This window comes from Arthrobacter sp. GAS37 (assembly GCF_044908325.1).
GTDB classification, from domain to species: domain Bacteria; phylum Actinomycetota; class Actinomycetes; order Actinomycetales; family Micrococcaceae; genus Arthrobacter; species Arthrobacter ramosus.
In genome coordinates, this window is record NZ_JBIYDB010000022.1 from 23,573 (window position 1) to 39,119 (window position 15,547).

Below are 15,547 nucleotides of genomic sequence, written 5' to 3' on the forward strand. Positions count from 1 at the left end.
GCGCCTAGCCGTCCACGTCGTGCAGGTGATGGACGACGTCGTGCAGGAAGTACTGGGCAAAGGTCAGCACGGTGAACGTGGAGCCGTTGCTGCGGACCCCCGTGCGTGGCCAGTCATCTTCGTGGACAGCGGCAAAGGAGTTGGCAATTTGTTTGCCCTCGGCGGCCAGCTGTGCAGCGACTTCCGCGGGGTCCGCATTGGCGTAGTCGCCGTCGATCGCGGCCTTGTCCTGGTCCCAGTTGGCGAAGCGGGCGTCGTCCTCCCGTAGCATCAGGTTGAGGCGCTGGTCGAAGAGGCTGAAGACATCCCGCACGTGGCAGGCATATTCCAAGGGCGACCACGTGTGTTCGTCCGGGCGGGTAGAGGCGTCTTCCCGGCGCAGCACGGCCCGCCAACGCGGCAGCATGTTCAGGACTGTCCCCGGGACGGTGGACGGGGTCACAGTGGCGGCGTCGAAGCCGCATTCGGGACAGGGCGTGGACAGGACCCAGGTCCAGTCCTTGTCATCGGGAATGATCGGCATGGCAGTAGTCTAGGGCGCGGATTCCTGATCCGGTCACACAGCCCGGAGAGCGGCCCGCCCCAGCTCTGATCCGCCCGATCAGGAGTAAAGTTATGAGCTGGGGAAGCCTGGAAAGTGAAATTGCCATGCTTAAGGATCTAAGCGTCGCCGCGGTGCTCCCTGCCAGCGACATAGCCCGCGCACGTGACTTCTACAAGGACAAGCTAGGCCTCGAACCGAACAACCCGGAGGCCACTGACAATCTGGTCTACAAGTGCGGAAACGGCACTTCGTTCCTGCTCTATTCGACGCCCAACGCCGGAAGCGCCAAGAACACTCAGATGGGTTGGGATAGCACTGACCTGGATCAAGACATGGCCGATCTCAGGGCACGCGGAGTTGTCTTCGAAGAGTACGACTTCCCGGGCCTGAAGACCGAGAACGGCGTTGCCACCTTGCCGGATGGTGAAAGGGGAGCCTGGTTCCTCGATTCGGAAGGAAACATCCTCAGCATCGCTACCGTGCCCGTCTAAGCGAGCGGAAAGGTCAGCCTTCAGCGGCGGTTTCCGGCCCGCTTCCTTCTTCCCACGCCATGCTCGCACCAATCGCATCCACGGGCTGGGAGAGGGGAACACCGGAGCCGTCGCGGCGGCCGTGCTCTTGTGGGAGGGCACGGGCAACGCCGGCGCTGGATGACGCCTTCGCCGGGCCGTGACCCGCCCACCCGAGCAGCAGCGTGTCTTCACCCTTGAGGAAACGGTGGGCCCGTACGCCTCCCGTCGCCCGGCCCTTGGCCGGGTATTCCTCGAACGGGGTGATCTTCGCCGTGCCCGGAGCAGTCCCCGGCAGCGCGCCGTTGCTGCCCGCGATCGTCACGACGACGGCGGCAGGGTCGTTGGCGCGCACAGTGCCGAAATGGATGACATCGTCGCCGTCCCCAAGCTTGATGCCCGCCATGCCGCCCGCGGTACGGCCCTGCGGCCGAACGGCAGAGGCGCTGAAACGCAGGAGCTGCGCAAGCCGGGTCACGAAGACGAGGTCGACGTCGTCGTCGGGGGCGGGCTCCACGCCCACCACAGTGTCCTTGTCCTTGAGGGCAATGATTTCCCAGTCTTCCCGGTTCAACGGGTAGTCCGGCTGGACGCGCTTGACCACGCCCTGGACCGTTCCGATGGCCAACACGGCATCCAGCGGCACGAACGCCACGAGCGCTTCGCCCTTGAGCAGGGTGATGAAGTCTTTTGCCGCGACGCCCCCGGCAAGATTGGGCAGGCCGGACATGGGCGGCAGCGCCGGCATGTCCATGACCTGCACCCGCAGCATGCGGCCCTGGGAGGTGACTGCGCCGATTTCGCCGCGCGCGGTCGTCTTGACCACGGAGCGGTAGACATCATGCTTGCTCCGCGGGCCTGATTCGGCCAGCGGCTCCTGGTTGGAGGTCCGTGCGATCTGGCCGGAGGCGCTCAGGAGTGCCCAGCAAGGGTCGTCGGGGATCTCAAGCGGGAGTGCGGCGGCCTTGCCCTTGCCTGCCGGGACGTCTGCTGCGAGCGCCGCGGCGACGGTGGGGGAGACAGCCTCGGACTCGAGGAGAACCGTGCGTCGCGGGGTGCCGTACTTCTCGGCCACTTCGGCCAATTCTCCGGACACCAGCCCGCGCAGGAGCACGTCGGACGCCAGGATCGCTTCGAGTTCGGCGATCTCCCGGCGCAGTTCTTCCTGCTCTTTCTCGAGTTCGATGCGCGAGTACTTTGTCAGCTGGCGCAGGCGGAGTTCCAGGATGTAGTTCGCCTGGATCTCGGACAGATCGTAGATGGACATCAGCCGTTCGCGGGCCGCAGATGCCTCGTCCGAGGAGCGGATGATCTGGATGACCTCGTCGATGTCCACGATCGCGATCAAGAGGCCCTCCACCAGGTGGAGGCGGTCCTTCTTCTTTCCCAAGCGGAAGGCCGTGCGACGGCGTACGACCGATATGCGGTGGCCGACGTACACCTGCAGGAGCTGGAGCAAGCCCAAGGTCTGCGGCTGCCCATCCACCAGGGTCACGTTGTTGATGCCGAAGGAGTCTTCCATCGGGGTGAACCGGTAGAGCTGCTGCAGCACGGCGTTGGGGTTGAAGCCGTTCTTGATCTCGATCACGAGCCGCAGTCCGTGCTTGCGGTCAGTGAGGTCCATGACATCGCTGATGCCCGTCAGCTTTTTGGCGTTGACGGCATCCTTGATCTTCTCGATGACTTTCTCCGGACCCACCATGTAGGGGAGTTCGGTCACCACCAGGCCGGTGCGGCGCGCGGTCAGCTGTTCGATCTCCACCTTGGCGCGGGTCTTAAACGATCCGCGTCCCGTGGCATAGGCATCACGGATCCCGTCCAGACCCACGATCCTGCCGCCTGTGGGCAAGTCCGGGCCGGGTACGAACCGCATGACGTCTTCCAGCGTGGCGTCTGGATTGGCGATGAGGTGCCGGGCGGCCGCGATGACTTCCACAAGGTTGTGGGGAGCCATATTTGTGGCCATGCCGACTGCAATGCCCGTGGTGCCGTTGACCAGCAAATTGGGGAAGGCCGCGGGCAGGACATCCGGCTGGGTGAGCTGGTTGTCGTAGTTGGGGACGAAATCCACCACGTCTTCGTCGAGGTTCTCGGTCATCGTCATCGCAGCCGCGGCGAGCCGGGCTTCGGTGTAACGCGGTGCTGCCGGGCCGTCGTCGAGCGAACCGAAGTTGCCGTGCCCGTCAATCAGGGGCAAGCGCAGCGAGAAGTCCTGTGCCATGCGCACCATGGCGTCATAGATGGCGGTATCGCCGTGGGGGTGCAGCTTTCCCATGACTTCGCCCACCACGCGGGCGCTCTTCACGTGCCCACGGTCCGGGCGCAGGCCCATGTCGCTCATCATGTACAGGATGCGTCGCTGAACGGGTTTGAGGCCGTCGCGCGCATCGGGGAGTGCGCGGGAATAGATCACCGAATACGCGTACTCCAGGAAGGAGCCTTCCATTTCGGAAGTGACGTCGATATCGATGATGTTCTCGGTGAAGTCCCCGTCGACGGCGGCCGAGGCCGCGTTTGCGCGGGAGGGACTTTGGCTTCGTGCCATGGAGTCGGTGGATCCTTAAACGTGTACTGCGGAAGACTTAGCTAGGCTAAGCCTATGGTGGATCAGCCCGGCGCCGGCGTATATCCGGAATATTGGGAGGCCGATGTCGTGCTTCGCGACGGCGGAACGGCCCATTTGAGACCTATTTCACCCGAAGATGCCGACGCGCTCCAGGCCTTCCACACGGCGCAGTCCGAGACTTCCATCTACATGCGGTTCTTCTCGTTCAAATCGAGGCTCTCCAGCAAGGAACTTCGCCGCTTCACCGAGGTGGACCACAAGGACAGGGTGGCGTTCGTCATCACCATCGGCGGAGAGATCGTGGGCGTCGGCCGGTACGACCGGCTTGATGATCCCACCGAAGCCGAAGTGGCCTTCAATATTTCCGATGTCCAGCAAGGCCGGGGCATCGGCTCCATCCTGCTCGAGCACTTGGCTGCGGCTGCCCGGGAGAACGGCATCCGCCGCTTCACGGCCGAGGTCCTGCCCGAGAACCGCAAAATGCTCCGGGTCTTCGCTGATGCCGGCTACGAGCTTGTGCGCAAATTCGACGACGGCGTCGTCAGCGTCGAATTCAACATCGACCCCACCGCAAAATCCCTGGCCGTCATGGAATCGCGGGAACACCGCGCCGAGGCCCGCAGCGTACGGGACTTGCTGGCGCCGTCGTCGATCGCGGTAGTGGGCGCCAGCCGCCGGTGGGGGACCGTCGGGCACCAGTTGCTTGAACACATCCTGGAGGGTGGCTTCACCGGCACGGTCTATGCGGTCAACCCTGAAGCATTCGAACTGGCCGGCATGAAGTCCTTCGCCCGGATCGCCGACGTCCCCGGACCGGTGCTGCTCGCCATCATCGCGGTCCCTTACGAGGAAGTGCCGAAAGTCGTGGACGAGTGCGGGGTGGCCGGGGTCAAAGGCCTGGTGGTCGCCACAGCCGGCTACGCGGACGACGGCGAGCGGGGGCTGCGGAAGCAGCGCGAGCTGGTGCGCCAGGCCAGGTCCTATGGGATGCGCGTGATCGGCCCGGAGTCCCTGGGGATCGTGAACACGAATCCGGAGGTTTCACTCAACGCGTCGATGGCCCCGAGCCTTCCCCGGCGCGGGGGATTGGGGCTGTTTTCGCAATCCGCCGCCATTGGGGTTTCCGTCTACGCCGCGGCGAGCCGCCGGGGACTGGGCCTTTCCTCGTTCCTGTCCGCCGGGAACCGCGCCGATATCTCCGGAAACGACGTCATGCAGTTCTGGGAAGACGATCCCGATACCGTCGCCGTCGGGCTCTACTTGGAGTCGATCGGCAATCCCCGCAAGTTCTCCCGCCTGGCCCGCCGTTTGTCGCGGAGCAAACCGGTCATCGTTGCCAAATCGGATGTCACCGGGCTGCGCCTTCCGCCGGGGCATGTCGTCAGGACCACGCTGGCGCCTGTGGCGGCCCTGGACGCGATGATGCGCCAAGCCGGGGTCATCGCCGTCGAAACGATCGAACAGCTCATGGATGTGGCGCAGATCGTTTCCAGCCAGCCCCTGCCCAAGGGCCCGGCGCTCGCCGTCTACAGCAATTCCGCGGCCTTCGGGAAGGTCGTGGCGGACAACGCGGCGCCCCACGGACTCGTCGTCGACAGGATCGTCACCGACGTGGACCTGGACGCGGGGACGTCCGCATCGCGGGAAGGGCTGCAGCGCAGCCTCCGGACGAATCTTGCGGACGATTCCGTGCATGCGGTGGTGGCGGCCATGGTGCCGTCCCGCAGCCTCACGATGGAAGCGATCGCGGGAGTGCTCGCCGAATGCGCGGCTGAGGCTGGCAAGCCGGTCGTGGCTGCCTTCACAGGGATCCTCGATACTTCCGTGCAGCTGGATGGATTGCTCGCCCCAAACGGAGAATCCGGGCCGTCCCTTCCTTGCTACTCCAGCGCGGGCAGCGCGGTGGCGGCCTTGGCGGCAGTGGTCCGTTACGCGAAGTGGCTGGACCGGGACCAGGGCATGTTCGTGGAGCCTGCGGGTTGCGACCGCGAGGGTACCCGCGAACACATCGAACGGCTCCTGTCTTCTGTCCCGGGGGAACAATTGCTCCGGCTCGACGACGGCGAATCGGCCGCGCTGCTGTCCCGCTACGGCATCCCGGTGGTGCCCTCAGCTGTGTTCGAGAGCGACGACGATGCGGTCGCCGCTGCCGAACGGCTCGGCTGGCCCGTGGTGCTCAAGACCACGGATCCTGCCCTCCGGCATCGCTTGGACCTGGGAGGCGTGCGGCTGGACATCGAGGACGCGGACTCGCTGCGGCGCAACATCGCGCAGATGCGTCGCGCCCTCGAGCCCTACGGTTCATCGGCCATAGAGGTGCAGGCCATGGTTTCCGTGGGGCAGGCCTGCACGTTCCGGGCCATCGAGGATCCTCTCCTGGGGCCCGTGGTGTCCTTCGGTTTGGCGGGAGACGCCGTGAACCTCCTGGACGACTGGGCGCACCGGGTGCCTCCCTTGTCTTCCACCGATCTCCACGACTTCATCAGGGCACCCCGGGCTTCCCTGAAACTGTTCGGCTACGAAGGGCTGCCTGCGGTGGATGTGGCGGCCCTCGAAGACCTGGGAGCACGGCTGGTCCGCCTCAAGGATGAACACCCCGAGATTGCCCTGGTGGAGTTCAATCCCGTCCTGGCCGGGACCCGGGGCGCGAAAATCCTTGCCGCCGAGGTGTGGATCGGGAACGCCGCACAGCGTACGGACAGCGCCCGCCGTGCGATGCTCGGCTGAGCTGACGGTTGGCCGCCGTAGGGCCGGACGGTTATGAAGTCCCCAGCCGATCTGTGAAAATGGGGGAATGAGCTCGAAGTCCCCGACGCCTCCGTCCGGTCCGGCTACCACCGGGCACCATGCAGCACACAACCACAGCTCGCAGGGGCAGAGCCTGGACCAGGCACTTCAACGGGCGGGTTTCTATCCTGTCCTTGTTGCCGATGTTGTGGCCGATGCCTTGGACGGGCGCGACTGCCTTGCGCACCTGGTGCATTTGGAAACGCATTTCGACCGTGCCGAGGTCCGGCGGCACATCACGGTCCTGGTCCTCACCGAGGACATGCTGGTGATCACCCACGTCGACGACCAGCAGCTTGACGAAGCGGGCGAGCAGATCGTCGCCCAGATTTCCACGGAGTCCGTGCCCGTGGCACAAATCCGCTCGGTGGTCCTGAGCTACATGTATGCGCAGCCGCAGAACTACACTCCAAGCGACCCCGTCAGGGAGCTGACCCTGTCCATTGCCTGGTCAGGAGGCCAGCGCCTGGATGTGGGACCCGCCAGTTGCGGCGATCCCCAGTGCGAAGCCGACCATGGATACACGGGCACCATCTCCCAGGAGGACATCGTGCTGCGGATCAGTTCCGAGGCCGACGGACCCAGGGCTGTCCAGGACGCGAAGGTCTTCGCCCGCGCGCTGCGGGCTGTGAACACGGGCGCTCCCGGGCCCTCAGTCCACCCGGGCACCATCTCCGCTCCACGACTCCGCTCGGGCGTCTTCGGCAACAGGCTGAGCCGCGGGCACCAGCGCTGATGGCGACTTCGGAACCCGTCGCCCAGGAAACCGTCCCCGTTTCGAGCGCCGTCCCTGAGCTTCCCGGCGCGCCGCTGTATGGCAGCAAATCGATCGCCGAGGTCTTCACCAGCGCTGCAGCGAGCATGGGCCTGCCCGGCTTCGAAAACAAACTGCAATTGCCTGCATCGCAACGCGTGTGCGTGGTTCTCGCTGATGGCCTGGGGCGCAATCTTCTGAAGCAGAAGGCCGCTCACACTCCGTTTCTGAGGTCAATTGCGAATTCGGGACAGGGAGCCGTCCCGGTGTGGCTTGATTCGGCGTTTCCTTCCACCACGGCATCGTCCTTGGCCAGCCTTGGAACCGGCCGTACGCCCGGCGAACACGGCATGGTGGGCTATGACGTCCTGGATCCTGACCAGGACAAGGTAGTCAACCTGCTCGGCAATTGGGACGCTGGAGTCGACCCCCTGCGCTGGCAGCCCTTCCCGACAATTTTCGAACGCGTGGCTGCTGACGCCGACGTCGTCACAGTGAGCCTGCCCCAGTTCGGTGCGTCACCGATGACGCGCGCGGCGCTCCGGGGAAGCCGGTTCGTGGGCGGCAGCTCGCTCCATGCCCGGACGGCCGCGGCGGGGGAGGAAATGGCCGCGGGAACCGCCTCGCTCATGTACTTCTACGTCAATGAACTGGACAAAGCCGGGCACCGCTACGGCTGCCAGTCCGATCGCTGGGAGCACCAGCTCGAAGAAATCGATTCAACGGTCAAGAGGCTCTCTGCCGCACTGCCCGCGGGGACAACCATCCTGCTCACCGGCGACCATGGAATGCTCGACGTCCCCGAGTCACAGCGCATCGACTACTCCGCCGATCCCGCCCTTATCGCCGGGGTCCGGCACACGGCAGGCGAGCCGCGCATGGTCCACCTGTACCTCGAACCCGACGCCGGATCGCGTCACCGGGAAGCCCTGTTGGATGCCTGGCGCGCCCGCTTCGGCGAGCGGATCTGGGCCTTCACCCGCGAGCAGGCCCTTGACGCCGGACTCTTCGGGGTCTTCCGAGCAGAGGTTTCCCCCCGGATCGGGGACGTCATGATTGCCGCCCGGGACACTTTGGCGCTCTACGACGTCCGCCGCGTCCGTCCGACTGCTTTGGAGGTGGTGGGGCAGCATGGTTCGCTGACCAAGGCGGAGCGCGAAGTTCCGCTGCTTTGCTTCCAAGCCGGAGGTCCCGAGGGCCGCCGTGGCTGAGCTTATTTTCTTCTCCGGAACCATGGACTGCGGCAAGTCCACCCTTGCTTTGCAGATGGACTACAACCACCGTGCACGCGGCCGGGGCGGGGTGCGCTTCAGTTGCAACGACCGCGCCGGTGGCTCCGTCATCTCCAGCCGGCTCGGGCTCCAGACGGACGCCGTGGAAGTCATTGACACCACCGATTTCTGGGACGAAGTTGTCCGACGCCGGACCACGGGCCTCAAGGTGGACTACCTGATCTGTGATGAAGCCCAGTTCTACTCACCCGGGCAAGTGGAACAGCTGGCGCGCGTGGTTGATGAGATGGGGGTCGACGTGTTCGCTTTCGGAATCACGTCCGACTTCCGCACCCGGCTGTTCCCCGGATCCCAGCGTTTTGTGGAGCTCGCTGACAGGGTCCAGGTCCTGCAGGTCGAAGCCCTTTGTTGGTGCGGCCGCCGGGCAACACACAATGCGCGGACCGTGGACGGCATTATGGTGGTCGAAGGCGAGCAGGTCGTGGTGGGAGACGTTGCCAGGGATGCCGACCGGGCGGAAGCTACCCCGGAGCAAGTCGACGCGTCGCACCCGGTCGTCGGATACGAGACCCTGTGCCGCAGGCACTACATGCGCCGGGTCACGGCACACGGGGCCAACCTCATGGCGAGCCGGGATCAGTTGCTGCCGTTCGACGTCGACGCTTGCCTTTGGCACGGCGCTAGCTGAAGCCGCAATGAACTGAAAGCTGCCTAGTCTCCGCGCGTCCCGAAGACGATTTCATCCCAGCTGGGAATACTGGAGCGCTTGGGCCGTGACGGCTGGCGCTCGGCCGCCCCCGCGTCGGAAGATTCTTCATCCTTCTGCCCGGCACGGCTGGGCTTCGGCTCTTCGCGTTCCCGCCGGGGAGCGCCGCCGAGCAGTTCGTCCAGGCCCGCCCGCGGTGATGCTGCTCCCGGGGTTCGTGCCTCGTCCTGGCCGGTCTGCGTGTCGTTGTCGTTCCTGCCGCGCAACATGGTCACGGGGCGCAGGGCACCGGGGATCACCGTGATTTCACGGGTGTCCGTGCTGACGCCGTCGTGAAGATGGAGGGAGTCGTCTTCCTTGTCGTCATGCTTCGGGGCCAGGCTCAGCCGCGACAGCATGGATGCACGCGCGTCACGGCGGCTGGGGGCGGGTTCGGCTTCAAGCTGCTGGTCCGTGTCTGTGTCGGCTGGCTCTTGGTCGCCTGTTTCGCTGTCCGCAAGTCCGTCTTCGATGTCGCCGGGCCGCGGATGCGCAGCCGGAACGCCGCTGCTCAGAAGCAGCGCCAAAGCGTCGTCACTGTCTTCGTCAAGTCCCAGTCTCTGTCCGCGACGCGAGCGCAACATGTCAAGGAGCCCATCGGCTTCCTTCGTCGCAGCGGCAGCCGCCGCACGGGCGGCGGTCCCGGCGTCGGCCTCGAAGTCAAAGGGCCGGTCGGAGACGGCCGCGAGCCGCCGGGCCGGTACAGGTCCATCAAGGGGTTCCAGTTCGCTGAGCTGCTGGGCCCAGCGGTTGGCATTCTGGATGGATTTGCGGGCGGGATGGAAGGTCCACATCGCGGGTGGCTCTTCGCCGATGCTTTCCAGGCTGCCTGGCTTGGTTTCGAAGCGTGCGACGACCGTCCACGTGCCATCGATCCTGCGCCAGGAATCCCATTCCACCGTAGAGGAATCGATCCCGTGGGCCCTGAGCCGGTGTGCAACCATTTCGCCCAGGCTTGCGGGTTCGTCGCCGAACGCCGCGCGGTAGGTGTCCTGGCCGGGGGCCGGGGCAGCGACTTCGACTTTGCGGGCCTGCTGGGCGATGTACTCGCGCTCGGCAAGCACCGGACCCTCATAGCGCTGCACGTTCGCGAGCGGCAGGCCTGACAGCTCCGCCACTTCCGCGGCTGTAGCTCCGCTGCGGATACGTGACTGAATGTCACGGGGGGACATGGCGACGGGCGTAATGGAAGCGCGTGCGGCCACCTGGGCAGGTGTCCGGCTCGCTGCAACCCGCAACGCCTCATCAATCGGAAGCTGGAACATCTCGCCGCCGGTACCGCTCAACAGGAGATGTCCGCCGTCGTCGTGGACGCCAACCAGCCGTAGATCCCGCATAAAATCCTCCACCATGGCCTATCTGACATTCGAAACTCTGCCACCCGCTACGGCCTTTTCCTACTAGGACAAAGGGCGCGCCGCGATATTCCGCGATTTCCGGCATTCTCTGGGCAGGCGATCGGAACCAGGGTATGGACATCCGAGTCTGCCGGGAGGACAATCTGCCCGGTATCGGGCACAAAAAAGCGGCCTGCCGCGTTACATCCTTAGACCGGAGCAGGCTCTGGTCGACAGGACCGCAAGCCCTGCGTGAAGTACAAGGGAGAACGAAGAAGGGACCATGGCAACGGACTACGATGCCCCTCGGAAGACGGAAGAAGACACCGAGGACTCGATCGAGGAACTCAAGTCGCATCGCACCGAGAAGCAGTCATCATCGGCTGTTGACATCGATGAGACTGACCTGGCAGATGCCTACGAGCTCCCCGGGGCGGACTTGTCCGGCGAAGAGCTGCTGGTCCGGGTCCTGCCTCCGCAGGCGGACGAATTTACCTGTTTCAATTGCTTCCTGGTCAAACACCGCTCCCAGATTGCGCGGGAGAAGGACGGGCATCTGTACTGCAAGGAATGCGAAAGCTAGCCTCGGGAGGCCTGCTTGGACAGTGCTGCCAGAAGTTCTTCGGGGCGGCGCGTGGATGTCAGCCAGTACGGGGTGCGGTCGGCCGGGTCGGTGATTTCAATGCGCACCACGGGATCTATCCAGCCGCGGAGGCACAGGAACGCCAGTCCGTGGAGCCGGGTGCCGCGCTCCGCGGTGGCTTCGTCCTTGCGGTATGCGGTGACGGCCCCGACAAACTCGCGCTGGATAGTGGCGCGTCCCACTTGGACGGTGTCCCGGTCCACCACAATCGCGGGGGTGGACAACACCAGCATGGTGGTCATGATCGCGAAGAGAACCAGCGCGGCGATAATTCCCGCGGTGATGCTGATCGGCGCGAACATCAGGATGCCCGCGGCGGACAAGCCGACCACGATAATCCAAATCCAGGGGGACGGCCAGAGCTTTTCCGTAAACAGGACGCCCGTTCCACTCGAGGAATGGTGCGGCACGGGTACGGAGGCAGTCGATTCAGGCATGCCACCAGCTTATCGGGACTGTGACCCCTGGAATTAACGCTCCTTTATGCTTTGGGACTGGCCTGCGGCCGCAACCGCGGGAGTATTCCGTGGGCGATAGAATATGTGACTGTGAGCCACGAGACAGCAGTAGCCAACCCAGCCGACACCTCCGCCGAATACGGTGCGCCGACCCTTCAGGTCCAACTGAAAATGCTCGACGCCGGTTTGGAAGCGCCGTCGTACGCCCACCCCGGTGACGCCGGCGCGGACTTGCGGGCCCGGGCGGACGTATCCCTCGCCCCGGGAGAGCGGAAGCTCGTTCCCACGGGCGTCTCAATCGCGCTGCCGAACGGCTTTGTGGCACTGATCCACCCGCGGTCAGGGCTGGCAACCAAGCACGGGCTCACTCTGGTGAACGCTCCCGGGACGGTTGATGCCGGCTACCGAGGTGAAATTTCCGTGACGCTTTTGAATACCGACCAAAACCACGCAATCGAACTCAAGCGCGGCGATAGAATTGCTCAAATGGTGATCCAGCGCGTCGAGTATGCGCAGTTCGTTTCCGTGGAGGAGTTGTCCGACACCTCGCGCGGCACCGGCGGCTTTGGATCCACCGGAGGCTTCGCGCCGGCCGTGAGCTAGCAACAACCCTCGACAATCGGCGCTGCAAGGAGCTGATTGCCATGCTGCCCGCGAGTTGACGGGCAGTCTGCGGTTTACTGGGGGATAGACCACTACTAAGGAGACAACCCGATGCTTTTTGGGCGCGGAAAGAAGTCCAAGGCTGAGCAGCCGAAAGACGACGGTACTGAGCAGGCCAATGCCGCGACGACGCGGCAGGACGCCGGCCCGGTAGCCGGTGGAGCCGCCAAGGGCGACTTCCGCCTGTCCAAGGGGCCATTGGATGCCAGCGAAATTGATAGCCAGGATGGCTACGTGGATCTTGGCGCCCTGCTGATCGAACCTTCCGAAGGCCTTCAATTGCGCCTCGAAGTAGAAGAGGCAACTCAGCGGGTAGTGGCGGTCACCATGGACCTCGATGGCTCGAGCCTCCAGCTCCAGGCGTTTGCCGCTCCACGTTCCGAAGGGTTGTGGGACGAGATCCGCGAACAAATCGGCCAGTCCGTGTCCAGCCAAGGAGGCGAAGTGGAGGAGATCATCGGCACCTTCGGCACGGAACTCATCGCCAAACTTCCTACAGAATCCGCAGACGGCGGACGTGGCTTCCGGGCTGCCCGGTTCATGGGCGTGGATGGGCCCCGGTGGTTCCTTCGTGGCGTCATCGGCGGCAACGCGGCTTTGGACAGGAAAGCGGCCGAAGGACTGGAGAACCTCTTCCGCAAGGTTGTGGTCATTCGCGGAGACAACCCGATGCCGCCCCGTGAGCTGCTTCAGCTGAAGCTGCCCAAGGACGCTGTAGCCCCCGGGCAGCACGGTGCTCCCCATGAAACGCCGGAGCTTCAGCGACCCGAACGCGGCCCGGAGATCACCCAGATTGGCTGACAATGCGGCGCGTGCCGCTGCCGCCCAAGGCAGCCCGGCGTCCCTGCCCCTCTCTGAGCTCCCCGTCCGGGGCCGGGTCGACTGCACGGGTTTCATCGAGTCGGTGACCTACCAGCCCGCCAACGAGCAAGCACACTTTTCGGCGATCGTCGTCGACCGGATAGCGCACAGGGGAGACACGGGTCCGTTGACCCGACTGCGCGTCATCTGGCTCGGGCGCCGCAAAGTGCCCGGTATCGAACCCGGGACTGTCCTGCGGCTCGAAGGCATGGTCACGCCGCGGGACGGGATGCCCACCATGTTCAATCCGCGCTATGAAATCCTCTCCCGGCAGGAGCACCAATGACCGTCGCCAACGGATCCGGCCCCCACGAAAAACCAGCGCAGGAAAAGCCTGGCTCGGAGGAGGAGCCCCTGCAGGTCACCCAAGGGCCGAGCATTGCGGACATCGCTGCCGGCTACGCAGAAAAAGCGGGACTCCAACGCAACAGCCACGGGCACGTGGACATCCTCAAATCGGCCGGGGGTGTTCAGGGGATAGCCGAGAGCATCGTGCCCGGCCTCGTCTTCCTGATCGCTTTCATGGTCACCCGTGACCTTCCGGCGTCCCTGATTGCCTCCCTCGCGGCGGCAGCCGTCTTCACCGTGGTCCGGCTGGTCCAACGGCGCCCGTTGACCCAGGCGCTTGCCGGGATCGCCGGCGTCGCCATCTCCGCTTGGCTCGCGAACACCACCGGCAAGGCCGAGGATTTCTACGTCCTGGGTTTCTACACGAATATCGCCTACATCGTGGGAATGGTGCTGTCGATCCTGCTCAAGTGGCCGATCGCCGGCCTGCTGTTCGGATTCGTCCGCAACGAGGGCTTCGAATGGCGGAAGAACCCGGAGCGCTTGCGGGCATACGCCATCGGCACATGGGTGGTCATTGCCGTGCTCGCACTACGGCTCGTGGTCCAGGTGCCCCTGTATTTCATGGGCGAACCCGGCCTGGCCGCGCTCGCTACCATGAGGCTGATCATGGGCGCTCCGCTGTATATCCTGGGTCTCTGGATTGCCTGGCTCCTGACCCGGCCGGCGCCGGCCCAGAAGCCGAACCGCGACCCTCAGCCGTCGAAACCGTCGTCGTCGGACTGATCCGAAAACTCTTCCTCGACGTCAACCGAGCCGTGGTCCGCGGCGGACGGGGAGAGCAAGGCCCTGAGGCCGTCTTCGGCAACAATGGTCGTGACGAAGAACAGTTCGTCGCCGCCGTCGATCACGTCGTCGCGGCTTGGTGTGATGGGCGCATGGTCCCGGAGGATCGCCACCAGGGTGGCGTCGTCGGGCCATTCGATGCCGCCCACGGTGCTCCCGATGATGTGCGAGTCGTGGGGAACCGTGAATTCGACGAGCGAGGACACGCCCGTCTGCAAGGTCAGCAAGCGGACGAGGTCACCGATTTCCACGGCCTCTTCCACGAGCGCCGTCATGAGCTGCGGGGTGTTGACTGCGACGTCGACGCCCCAGGAATCGTTGAACATCCAGTCGTTCTTGGGATTATTGACCCGGCCCACCGTGCGGCCCACACCGAATTCGGTCTTGGCCAGCAAGGACACCACAAGGTTGACTTTGTCGTCGCCGGTCGCGGACACGACGACGTCGGCCCCTTCCAATTTCGCTTCCTGCAGCGTGCTCAATTCGCACGCATCGCCCACCAGCCAGCGGGCCCCTCGGAGCCCGCTGCGCCCGATGACCTCCGGTTTGAGGTCGATCAGCATGATCTCGTGTTTGTGGGCAAGCAATTCCCGCGCGATCGATGAACCGACGCTGCCTGCGCCGACAATAACGACTTTCACTCAGACTCCTTGGCGGGTGCGCTGGAAAGGATGCGCGCCACCTCGGCGCTGCGGTCCAGATTCAACATGGCGTGCACGGTGTCGCCCTCCTGGTACGCCGTTCCGGCCTGGGGCAGGACGCCTTCGCCAAAGCGGGTAAGGAAAGCGACACGGATTCCGGATGCCGCCTCGATGGCAGTCAACGGGTGCCCGATCCAGCCTTGGTCAAGGTCGACTTCGGACAAAACCAGCCGACCCGAGGGTTCGCGGTAATCGCCTGCCAAGTGCTGCTCGGGCAGGATCCGGCGCAGTACCTGGTCCGCGCTCCAACGTACGGCGGCTACCGTGGGGATGCCCAAACGCTGGTAGATTTCGGCGCGGCCGGGATCGTAGATGCGGGCAACAACATGCGAAACATGGAAAGTCTCCCGGGCTACCCGGGTGGCGAGGATATTGGAATTGTCACCGCTGGAGACGGCGGCGAAGGCGTACGCCTCCTCGCAACCTGCCTGCTTAAGGGTGTCCCGGTCGAATCCGACGCCCGTGACTTTCCTACCGGTGAATCCGCTGCGCAAGCGGCGGAAGGCACGGTCGTCCTGGTCGATGATTGCCACCGAATGGCCGGCGTCTTCCAAGGTGTGCGCCAACGTTGCGCCAACTCGTCCGCAACCCATGATCACAAAGTGAGCCACGG

At 64.7% G+C, this 15,547-nt stretch carries 16 protein-coding genes; 10 read left to right on the forward strand and 6 right to left on the reverse strand.

Annotated features, from left to right (window positions below):
* Positions 1-4 precede the first annotated feature (4 nt).
* Positions 5-523 carry a DinB family protein gene (locus ABH924_RS16560; RefSeq protein ID WP_404500521.1) on the reverse strand — a complete coding sequence of 173 codons (519 nt, stop codon included), beginning with the start codon at positions 521-523 and terminating at the stop codon, positions 5-7.
* A gap of 125 nt (positions 524-648) precedes the next feature.
* On the opposite strand from ABH924_RS16560, the gene ABH924_RS16565 reads away from it, so the two are divergent.
* The gene (locus tag ABH924_RS16565; RefSeq protein WP_234750693.1) at positions 649-1,035 is read left to right on the forward strand and encodes a VOC family protein; all 387 of its coding nucleotides are present in this window, start codon (positions 649-651) and stop codon (positions 1,033-1,035) included.
* A 13-nt stretch (positions 1,036-1,048) separates the two neighbouring features.
* Here ABH924_RS16565 and ABH924_RS16570 read toward each other — a convergent pair whose 3' ends face one another.
* A complete protein-coding gene (locus ABH924_RS16570) occupies positions 1,049-3,598 on the reverse strand; it encodes a DNA topoisomerase (ATP-hydrolyzing) subunit A (protein ID WP_404500523.1) in 2,550 nt (849 codons plus the stop codon).
* 54 nt (positions 3,599-3,652) lie between these two features.
* Here ABH924_RS16570 and ABH924_RS16575 point away from each other — a divergent pair, with 54 nt between their 5' ends.
* The 4 genes from ABH924_RS16575 (at position 3,653) to ABH924_RS16590 (ending at position 9,080) form a co-directional block, all read left to right on the forward strand.
* Complete coding sequence (locus ABH924_RS16575) at positions 3,653-6,346, forward strand: GNAT family N-acetyltransferase (protein ID WP_404500525.1); 2,694 nt, start codon at positions 3,653-3,655, stop codon at positions 6,344-6,346.
* A gap of 67 nt (positions 6,347-6,413) precedes the next feature.
* Positions 6,414-7,142: a DUF5998 family protein gene (locus ABH924_RS16580; RefSeq protein ID WP_236817024.1), complete on the forward strand. Its 729-nt coding sequence runs from the start codon at positions 6,414-6,416 to the stop codon at positions 7,140-7,142.
* Positions 7,142-8,371, forward strand: a complete 1,230-nt coding sequence (locus tag ABH924_RS16585) for an alkaline phosphatase family protein (RefSeq protein ID WP_404500527.1) — start codon at positions 7,142-7,144, stop codon at positions 8,369-8,371. Before ABH924_RS16580 ends, ABH924_RS16585 begins: the two co-directional genes overlap by 1 nt.
* The gene (locus ABH924_RS16590) at positions 8,364-9,080 is read left to right on the forward strand and encodes a thymidine kinase (RefSeq protein WP_234750082.1); all 717 of its coding nucleotides are present in this window, start codon (positions 8,364-8,366) and stop codon (positions 9,078-9,080) included. Before ABH924_RS16585 ends, ABH924_RS16590 begins: the two co-directional genes overlap by 8 nt.
* A 23-nt stretch (positions 9,081-9,103) precedes the next feature.
* On the opposite strand, the gene sepH is transcribed toward ABH924_RS16590, so the two are convergent.
* Positions 9,104-10,474, reverse strand: coding sequence for a septation protein SepH (gene sepH, locus ABH924_RS16595; protein ID WP_404500529.1), 1,371 nt, complete (start codon positions 10,472-10,474; stop codon positions 9,104-9,106).
* 283 nt (positions 10,475-10,757) lie between these two features.
* On the opposite strand from sepH, the gene ABH924_RS16600 reads away from it, so the two are divergent.
* The gene (locus ABH924_RS16600) at positions 10,758-11,057 is read left to right on the forward strand and encodes a DUF4193 domain-containing protein (RefSeq protein ID WP_078105507.1); all 300 of its coding nucleotides are present in this window, start codon (positions 10,758-10,760) and stop codon (positions 11,055-11,057) included.
* Here ABH924_RS16600 and ABH924_RS16605 read toward each other — a convergent pair.
* Positions 11,054-11,554 (reverse strand): DUF3093 domain-containing protein, encoded by a 501-nt coding sequence (locus ABH924_RS16605; protein ID WP_404500531.1) that lies wholly within the window; start codon positions 11,552-11,554, stop codon positions 11,054-11,056. The two genes, ABH924_RS16600 and ABH924_RS16605, sit on opposite strands and share 4 nt — an antisense overlap.
* 111 nt (positions 11,555-11,665) lie before the next feature.
* On the opposite strand from ABH924_RS16605, the gene dut reads away from it, so the two are divergent.
* The 4 genes from dut to ABH924_RS16625 all read left to right on the forward strand — a co-directional run bounded on the left by dut (position 11,666) and on the right by ABH924_RS16625 (position 14,173).
* Positions 11,666-12,178, forward strand: coding sequence for a dUTP diphosphatase (dut, locus tag ABH924_RS16610; RefSeq protein ID WP_234750095.1), 513 nt, complete (start codon positions 11,666-11,668; stop codon positions 12,176-12,178).
* Positions 12,179-12,289: 111 nt separating this feature from the next.
* On the forward strand, positions 12,290-13,039 hold the full coding sequence (locus ABH924_RS16615; RefSeq protein ID WP_404500533.1) for a DUF3710 domain-containing protein: 750 nt from the start codon (positions 12,290-12,292) through the stop codon (positions 13,037-13,039).
* The gene (locus tag ABH924_RS16620; protein WP_404500535.1) at positions 13,032-13,385 is read left to right on the forward strand and encodes a hypothetical protein; all 354 of its coding nucleotides are present in this window, start codon (positions 13,032-13,034) and stop codon (positions 13,383-13,385) included. Before ABH924_RS16615 ends, ABH924_RS16620 begins: the two co-directional genes overlap by 8 nt.
* Positions 13,382-14,173 carry a DUF3159 domain-containing protein gene (locus ABH924_RS16625; RefSeq protein WP_404500537.1) on the forward strand — a complete coding sequence of 264 codons (792 nt, stop codon included), beginning with the start codon at positions 13,382-13,384 and terminating at the stop codon, positions 14,171-14,173. The genes ABH924_RS16620 and ABH924_RS16625 overlap by 4 nt, the downstream gene beginning before the upstream one ends.
* On the opposite strand, the gene ABH924_RS16630 is transcribed toward ABH924_RS16625, so the two are convergent.
* Complete coding sequence (locus ABH924_RS16630) at positions 14,143-14,874, reverse strand: NAD-binding protein (protein WP_234750113.1); 732 nt, start codon at positions 14,872-14,874, stop codon at positions 14,143-14,145. The two genes, ABH924_RS16625 and ABH924_RS16630, sit on opposite strands and share 31 nt — an antisense overlap.
* Positions 14,871-15,545 (reverse strand): TrkA family potassium uptake protein, encoded by a 675-nt coding sequence (locus ABH924_RS16635; RefSeq protein ID WP_059389103.1) that lies wholly within the window; start codon positions 15,543-15,545, stop codon positions 14,871-14,873. Before ABH924_RS16635 ends, ABH924_RS16630 begins: the two co-directional genes overlap by 4 nt.
* Positions 15,546-15,547: the final 2 nt, after the last annotated feature.